The 8038-nt window shown below is 60.6% G+C and carries 4 protein-coding genes; 1 reads left to right on the top strand and 3 read right to left on the bottom strand.

The genetic code is table 11. The annotated features are described in order from the left end of the window. Nucleotides 1–808: S-type pyocin domain-containing protein (locus KGB25_RS08950; protein ID WP_223434797.1), on the bottom strand; the 808-nt coding region annotated here is incomplete at its 3' end. A gap of 400 nt (nt 809–1208) precedes the next feature. On the opposite strand from KGB25_RS08950, the gene KGB25_RS08945 reads away from it, so the two are divergent. Beyond that, nucleotides 1209–2750 (top strand): alkaline phosphatase D family protein, encoded by a 1542-nt coding sequence (locus KGB25_RS08945; RefSeq protein ID WP_223434796.1) that lies wholly within the window; start codon nt 1209–1211, stop codon nt 2748–2750. Between the two features lie 80 nt (nt 2751–2830). On the opposite strand, the gene KGB25_RS08940 is transcribed toward KGB25_RS08945, so the two are convergent. Next, nucleotides 2831–5356, bottom strand: a complete 2526-nt coding sequence (locus KGB25_RS08940) for a PepSY domain-containing protein (protein WP_223434795.1) — start codon at nt 5354–5356, stop codon at nt 2831–2833. A 250-nt stretch (nt 5357–5606) separates the two neighbouring features. After that, complete coding sequence (locus KGB25_RS08935) at nt 5607–7865, bottom strand: TonB-dependent receptor (RefSeq protein WP_008036253.1); 2259 nt, start codon at nt 7863–7865, stop codon at nt 5607–5609. Nucleotides 7866–8038: the final 173 nt, after the last annotated feature.

Raw genomic sequence — 8038 nt, 5'->3', positions numbered from 1 at the left:
GGTACACCCATATCGTCGGTAGTGGCGGGGCACCTTCCAGGGCGGGGACAGTTGGGGCGTCGTCAGGATTGGCGGCTGGCGTCCAGGTCAGGCCGATGCCGTTGCCGAGGTCGGCGATGAACTGCTCGCCGTCCTTTCGGGCCTTGATGACGGGGACAAACTCCCAGTCTTTTTTTCCGCCGGTGTAGAAGCCGTAAGCGCTGATGGCGTTGTCCGGCAAGACCTTTACGTTGACGCGTACACGGGTGCGTCCCGCCTCCAGTGCCGCGTACTGTTCGTTTTTGTAGAAGGCGCTGTCGGGCGAAAGGCGGGTGTTGGGCATTAGCAGCGCCACTGTCCCGACGGCTGCCCCGGTCGCCACCACTGAACCCGTCAGCGATAGGGCGAGCGAACCACCGAGACGTTGGGCCAAGGCGTTGCCCGTCGACGAGCCGGCCACCCATTTCAGCGGTGTGCCTTCGGCGGTAATCGCCGCGCCGGTGCCCAGTACAGCCCACAACCCGTAGTCAGCCAGTTTCTCGACGGGGACATAACCGGCGTGGTTGTTGTGATTGATGACACCGTCCGGGAGGTTGCAGCTTTTGGCGAACACGCAACCTTTGAAGTGCGAATCGGACGTTGTGTCGAGAGCGTTTTGTCGTGTTTTTCGACGGGCCTCCCAACGGGCATTAGCGTCCAGTTCATGCCGTTCGTTCTTGGCGGATACCGCTGCACCAGCATCCTGGAAGGCTTGCACTTCCTCCGTCGTGGGGAGTTGTCTTGGGGCGGGCAGATAGTCCGGGGATTCCGGGAAACCGAGCTTTTTCATCAGCGCTTCTTTTTCGTCCTTGGACAATCCCGGCGTGTAGCCGGGTTTGCCTCAACCCTATCCGGGACGCTCAGGCGTAGGCGTTAGGACGTTTCCTAAAAGCGGCGCTGAAATTTCCTATTTCATGGTGTTGCAGATGGGGGCGAGTCGGTAAGACCGCGTTATCGTTCATCGCGAGCAGGCTCGCTCCCACAGGTGACCGAGTTGCCCGGACGGACGCGGTCACTGTGGGAGCGAGCCTGCTCGCGATGACGGTTTAAGATTCAACGAAAATGGTGACGGTTAACCCGTAGTCGAGGGCAAGCCCGCTCCCACAGGGGATCTGCGACGTTGGCAGGTTTTGTGTCATGCCCGGTTCACACGGCCATGTTTTAGTTTTTCCTTTTTCAGGGAGAACACCATGAGCGAATTCAACCTCGGTCGCCGTCGTGTCATGCAAGCAGTCGGCGCCGGGATTCTGCTTCCTGGTCTTGCGCCGGCGGTGATTGCCTCGGTCAAGGATCGGCCGCAACTCACCGATGGCGTGCAGTCCGGCGACGTGCTGGGCGACCGGGCGATGGTCTGGAGCCGCAGCGATCGTGCGGCGCGGATGGTGGTGGAATGGGACACCCGCAGTCTGTTCACCAACCCTCGGCGTTTTGTTTCGCCGCTGGCTGATGCCCGTAGCGATTTCACCGCGCGGGTCGAGCTCACCGGTCTGCCCGCCGACCAGGCGATTTTCTATCGCGTGCATTTCGAAGACGCCCAGAGCGGTGTCACCAGCGAACCCTGGTTTGGCCACTTGCGCAGCGTGCCGCAAACCCTGCGCGACATCCGTTTCGTCTGGAGCGGCGATACCGTTGGCCAGGGCTACGGCATCAACCCGGACATCGGTGGCATGCGCATCTACGAAGCCATGCGTTTGCGCCTGCCGGACTTCTTTATCCACAGCGGCGACACCATCTACGCCGACGGCCCGGTGCCGGCACAACTTGTGACTGAAAGTGGTCGCGTGTGGCGCAACATCACCAGCGACGCCAAGAGCAAAGTCGCCGAAACCCTCGACGAGTATCGCGGCAATTACCGCTACAACCTGATGGACGAAAACGTCCGTCGCTTCAACGCCGAAGTGCCGCAGATCTGGCAGTGGGACGACCACGAAGTGGTTAATAACTGGTCGCCGGGTAAGCAACTGGATGAGCGTTACCAGAGCAAGGATATCCACAGCCTGGTAGGCCGCGCACGTCAGGCGTGGCTGGAATATGCACCTATGCGGTTGCAGAGCGCGGATAACGGCGGGCGGATCTATCGCAAGATCGGTTATGGGCCGATGCTCGATGTTTTTGTGCTCGACATGCGCAGCTATCGCGAGGCCAATGATGACAACCTCGGTGCAGCCAAACCCTTTCTCGGGCGTGAACAGCTGGACTGGCTCAAGCGTGAATTGAAAGCCTCCAGCGCCCAGTGGAAAGTCATTGCCGCCGATATGCCGATCGGCCTCGGTGTGCCTGACGGCGAAGTCAGCCCCGGCGTGGCGCGCTGGGAAGCGGTGGCCAACGGTGATCCGGGCGCGGCCCAGGGGCGTGAGCTGGAAATCGCCGAACTGCTTGGTTTTCTGCGGGCGCAACAGGTGCGCAATTTCGTGTTTCTGACGGCGGATGTGCATTACTGCGCGGCGCATCACTACCATCCGGATCGTGCCGCGTTCCAGGATTTCGAACCGTTCTGGGAGTTTGTTGCCGGACCGTTGAACGCGGGGAGCTTCGGGCCTAATCCGCTGGATAAAACCTTCGGGCCAGAGGTTGTGTTCGAGAAAGCACCGTCGGCGCAGAACATGTCGCCGTTTGCCGGGTTTCAGTTTTTTGGCGAGGTGAATATTGAGGGGGCGACGGGGGAGATGAGTGTGGTGTTGCGGGATCTGGATGGGGTCAGTGTGTTTGAGCAGAAGTTGCAGCCACAATGACCTGTAGGAGCCAGCTTGCTGGCGATGGCGGTTTTGATATCGCCATCGCCAGCAAGCTGGCTCCTACAGGGGGGAGGGGGTCAATAAACGTCGCGGCGGTAGCGGCCTTGCTCGATCAAGCTTTCGACTGCTTCAACCCCGAGCACTTCGTTGAGCACCTGATCCACCCCCGAAGCCATTCCCTGCAAGCTGCCGCAGATGTAAATGACGGCACCGTCATCCAGCCATTGCTTGAGCAAACCGGCGGATTCACGCAGGCGATCCTGCACGTAGATCTTCTCGGCCTGATCCCGCGAAAACGCCAGGTCCAGACGCTCGATATCCCCTGAAATCAACCAGTCTTCAAGTTCGTCGCGGCACAGGTAGTCGTGCTCGCGATTGCGTTCGCCAAACAACAGCCAGTGACGTTGCTGCCCATCGGCGATCCGCGCCTTGAGCAAACTGCGCAGCCCGGCCAGGCCGGTGCCGTTGCCCAGCAGGATCATCGGCAGCGGTTCGACCGGCAGATGGAAACCGCTGTTGCGGCGCACCCGCAGGCTGATGGTGCTGCCCACCGGGGCGTGTTCGGTCAGCCATCCGGAGCCGATACCCAGGCTGCCGTCGGGGTGCAGTTCCTGGCGCACGATCAGTTCCAGCACACCGTCGGCGGCAATCGAGGCGATGGAGTATTCGCGCATGGCCAGCGGCACCAAAGCATCCACCAGTGCTTGCGCGTGCAAGCCGACAAGGTGCGTACGGTTCTCGGGCAATTGTCGAGTCGCGAGTGCTTGTTCCAGCGCTTGCGACAGGCCATCGAGTATCACCGAGGCGCGCCCGTCGATCCCGAGGCCATCGAGGAAATGCTCGATTGCCCATGGGCAGTTACGCGGCAACACTTCCACCAGATCACCGGCCAGCCAACTGCTGGTGGTCGGCGCGCTGAGGCCCAGCAGATACACCGGCGAGCCGCTGCTGTCCGGGTTCATCACGTCGCGGCGGCTCAGCGTCCAGTTGTCGTAGCTTGGCGCTTGCCAGGTGTCCACGGGGGCTTGTCCGGTCAGCAGACCAAGTTGCTGCTGCCAGTGACGCAAGGCGTAAGGGTCGCCGCAGTCGACTTCCACTGGCGCGAACAAATGCTTGCCGCCGTGCTCGCCGAGCCAGGCATGCAAGCGTCGGGCGAAACCGCAGAAGTGTTGATACTGCCGGTCACCCAATCCAAGCACCGCATAATTCAGGCTCTCCAGGCTCAATGCCCGGCCCAGCACTTTGCGTTCGAAACCACGGGCGCTGTCCGGCGCTTCGCCGTCGCCGAAGGTGCTGACGACGAACAGCGCATTGCCGGAGTTCCGCAGGTCATGCTCGCTGACGCTGGCCAGTGGCTGAACCTTTACCGGCAGGCCTGCTGCTTGCAGTTGGCCGGCGGTCTGCCACGCCAGTTGTTCGGCAAACCCGCTTTGGCTGGCGAAGCCGATCAGCCACGCCGGAGCATCGCTGTCCGGTTGTTCGAGGCCTTTGCGGGCGTCCTTGATCTGCTTTTTCTTGCGTCGACGATCGAGGTACAGCAACCAGCCCGTGACAAAAAACAGCGGCATGGTCAGCGCGCTGAGCGTCAGGACGATCCGCCCGACAATCCCGAAGTAACTGCCGACGTGCAGCGCGTAGATGCTCGTCAGCAGTTGCGCCTTGAAGCTTTTGTCGCTGTAGCGGTCATGGCGTTTGACGACGCCGGTGGCCGGATCGAGGGTGATCTGGTTCAGCGCGCGGTCGTGGGGCGAGGTGTTCAACAGGTAGAACACCGTCGCGGGTTGCCCGGCCACAGGCGGCATACGAATGTTGTACGCACTCAATGCCGGGCCGGCAGCGCTGTAAATGCTGCTCCACATCGATGCGTAATCGGCCGTCGGTGCCGGGCCTTCCGGTGCCGGGCCACGATTGCGAACGCGTTCATTCTGCGGCGCATCGGACAGCAATCGGGTCAGGCCCTTGTTGTACCACTCATAGGACCAGGACAACCCGGTCAGCGCTGCCAACAGATAAAACACCAGGCACCAGGTGCCGGCCACCGAGTGCAAATCCCAGTTGAAGCTGCGGCCTGTTTTCTTCCAGTCGAGGGTCAGCCAGGCGCGCCAGCTTTTCCATTGACGCGGCCAGCGCAGGTACAGGCCGGACAGGCAGAAGAACAGCAGAATCAGTGTGCACGCGCCGGTGATCTGCCGACCGGTATCGCCCATGGCGAGGAAGCGGTGCAGTTTCAGCATCAGGTCGAAGAAACCCTGGCCGGTGGCGTCGCCCATGAACTCGGCGGTGTACGGATCGAAGTAGCGCATCTCCCCGCGACGCTCACCCGGTGGCGGGGTGAAGTTCACCCGTGCGGCGTTACCGCTGTCGGTGTCGACCCAGAGCATCGAGACTTTCTTGCCCGATGCACCCTCGATTTTTTCCACCAGCTCAGCGGGCGGCAGCACGCCGGCGACCTGTTTCTCGACCTGCAACACCGACGGGTTGAGTGCGCGCAGGATTTCATCCTCAAACGACACTATCGCCCCGGTGATGCCCATGAGGGCCAGGACCAGCCCGGCACTGATACCGAAAAACCAGTGCAACTGGAACAGGGTTTTCTTCAACACGTCACTCGCCTTGTTCGTTCGAAATTGTCATCACGGCGCGCATTATGCCGTGGGCTGTCGAGAAGCATTCTTTTTTACGCACAAAAGCCCCGTTCAATTGCGTGAACGGGGCCTTTCCCTGATTCCAGCCTTCATCTGCACACCTGTAGGAGCACAGCTTGCTGGCGATGACGGTGTGTCAGGCAACATAAATGCTGTCTATGCCGACGTCTTCGCGAGCAAGCTTTGCTCCTACAGGGTTGTGGTGTGGTCAAAAGTGGAAGTTGGCGCTCAGCAGGGCGGTACGGCCGGCCGCTACGTGGGCGTAGTGGGTCTGCAGTATCTGGTCGAAGTAACGCTTGTCGGTCAGGTTCTGCACGTTGAGTTGCAGATCGACGTTTTTGGTCAGGCGGTAGCTGGCCATCGCGTCGTAACGCCAGTAGGACGGGATCTCCACCGAGTTGGCGATGTTGCCGAACTGCGAGTCAACAAAAGTGGCTCCCGCACCCACGGTAAGCTTGTCCGGCACCACGTCGTAAGTCGACCACAGGGTGAAGTTGTTCCGCGGGGTGCTCGGCATGTGGTTGCCTTCATCGGCGGCGAGGGTGGTTTTGACCACTTCGCTTTCCATGTAGGTGTAGCCGCCGAAGACTCTCCAGTTGCGGGTCAGCTTACCGGTGTACGTCAGCTCGAGGCCGTTGACGGTTTGCTCGCCATCCAGCACTTGCGAGGTGGCACCATCCGGATCGTTCATGCGTGCGTTGGTTTTCTCGGTGCGGAACAGTGCAGCGGTCAGCGACAGGTCGTCACCGAAGAAGTCCCACTTGGTGCCGATCTCGTAGTTGCGGTTCTTTTCCGGGTCCAGATCGGTGTTGTTCGCCGCCAGATCCAGGCCACCGTTGCCGCTGGTTTCACCGGACGGGTTGCTGGAGGTGGAGTAGGCCGCGTAGATGCTGCCGTTAGGCAACGGGTTGTAGACCACGCCGATCTGGTAGTTGACCAGGTCGCTGGTGTTCTCGCGGGAGAAGTCGTTCGCCGGCGCTGTGCTGCTAGCGTTGGCGTGGCCGCTGGATTCGACCTGGTAGTTGTCATAACGCAGGCCCAGGTTCAGGGACCATTGATCGTTGAACTTCAGCGTGTCGAACACGTAGGCCGCGGCGGTTTTGGTGTCGGTGTCGGTGAACGCGGCGCTGTCGGTGATCTTGCCGTTCCAGGTATCCCCAGGCGTCGGGTTGTACAGGCTGGTGCAGTCGCCGGAGCGGAAGAGTGCAGTGTTGCACGTCGTGCCGCTGGCGGCCGAAGTCAGGATGTAAGGGCGGTTGTGGGTGTCTTGATAAGAGAACTCAATACCGGTGACCAGGCTGTGTGCGATGGTGCCAGTGTCGAACTTGGCGCTCAGGTCGGTCTGGTTGATCCAGCCGCTGGACGTCGAATTACGGCTCTTGGCGCCACGGTACACACTGCCCTTGGCGACGTTGCCCTTGCTGTCGTCCGGGTTGGTGACGATGTAGTCCAGCGTCGAACGGGACATGCGGAAGCTGTTGGACACGGTCAGGTCTTCATTCAGATCGTGCTCGATCTTGAAGGTGCCGCTGTCATTGGTGGTCTCGCGGAAGTCGCGGCTGGTGACGCCGTAGAAGTTGTCGCGGTCGACATGCACTGGTTTGTCGACGTTGTACTTGCTGCGGGCCGGGTTCAGGGTCAGCGGAATGCCGTAGTCCGGCATGTCGTCGGTTTCAACGTGGTAGTAACCGAGGGTCATGCGGGTATCGGTGCCCAGGCCGAAGGCGAACGTCGGCGCGACACCCCAGCGGCTGACGTCCACGGTGTCACGGCCGGCGACATTGGCTTCGTGTTTCATCAGGTTCAGGCGGAAGGCCGAGGTGTCGGTCATCTGCTGGTTCAGGTCGAGTGTGGTGCGCTTGGTCTGATCCGAGCCCCAGGTGAAGCCGCCATTGTAGAAACTGCCCAGTTTGGCGGTCTTGCTCACCAGGTTCAGGCTGCCACCGGTGGAGCCGGCGCCGGTGTAGGCCGACCCCGGACCTTTGCTGACTTCGATCGATTCAACGTTGAAGATTTCGCGGCTCTGGGACGCCGGGTCGCGCATGCCGTCGACGAACGTGTCGCTTTCAGCGCTGAAGCCACGAATGATCGGACGGTCGCCCGCCGGGTTACCGCCTTCGCCAGCACCGAAGGTGATGCCGGGTGTCGTGCGCAAGGCGTCGACCAGGCTGGTAGCGCCTGTGTCGCGGATCACCTGCTGCGGAATCACGGTGACACTTTTCGGCGTTTCACGCAGCGGTGCGGTGTATTTCTTGTTGGCCGAGGTATCGGTCTTGTAGGAGGTATCGTCCTGTGTTTCGCCGGTGATGGCAGTGGCGTCCAGGGAAATCGCATTGTTCGGCGCTTTTTCGGTCTTTTCGGCCGCGAAAACCATATGCCCCGCAGAGCCGGCGGTGATTGCCACGCCAATCGCAGAAGCGAGCAAACGCGGTGAATTGACAGGTAATTGTGGTTGTTGGCGTGACATGTGAATTCCCCTCCCCAAGGATTTGAGGCCGCGGAATATAGGGTAGACGCGTCTATGTATCAATTGCGAAACGTTTCTATTCGCACTGAATTTACATTCTTTACAATTTACCCTTACGGTTTTTGCTGTTTCATTCGTCATGGGGGTTTTACAGCGTCAATAAGAATCAATAC

The sequence above is a fragment of the Pseudomonas sp. BF-RE-21 genome (assembly GCF_019947305.1).
Taxonomy (GTDB): Bacteria; Pseudomonadota; Gammaproteobacteria; order Pseudomonadales; family Pseudomonadaceae; genus Aquipseudomonas; species Aquipseudomonas migulae.
This window is presented reverse-complemented; position numbering and strand designations above follow the sequence as displayed.

Bases quoted from the DNA above. Each gene is read 5' to 3' on its own strand.
- KGB25_RS08945 (WP_223434796.1), top strand. From the start codon at position 1,209: ATGAGCGAATTCAACCTCGGTCGCCGTCGTGTCATGCAAGCAGTCGGC.
- KGB25_RS08935 (WP_008036253.1), bottom strand. From the start codon at position 7,865: ATGTCACGCCAACAACCACAATTACCTGTCAATTCACCGCGTTTGCTC.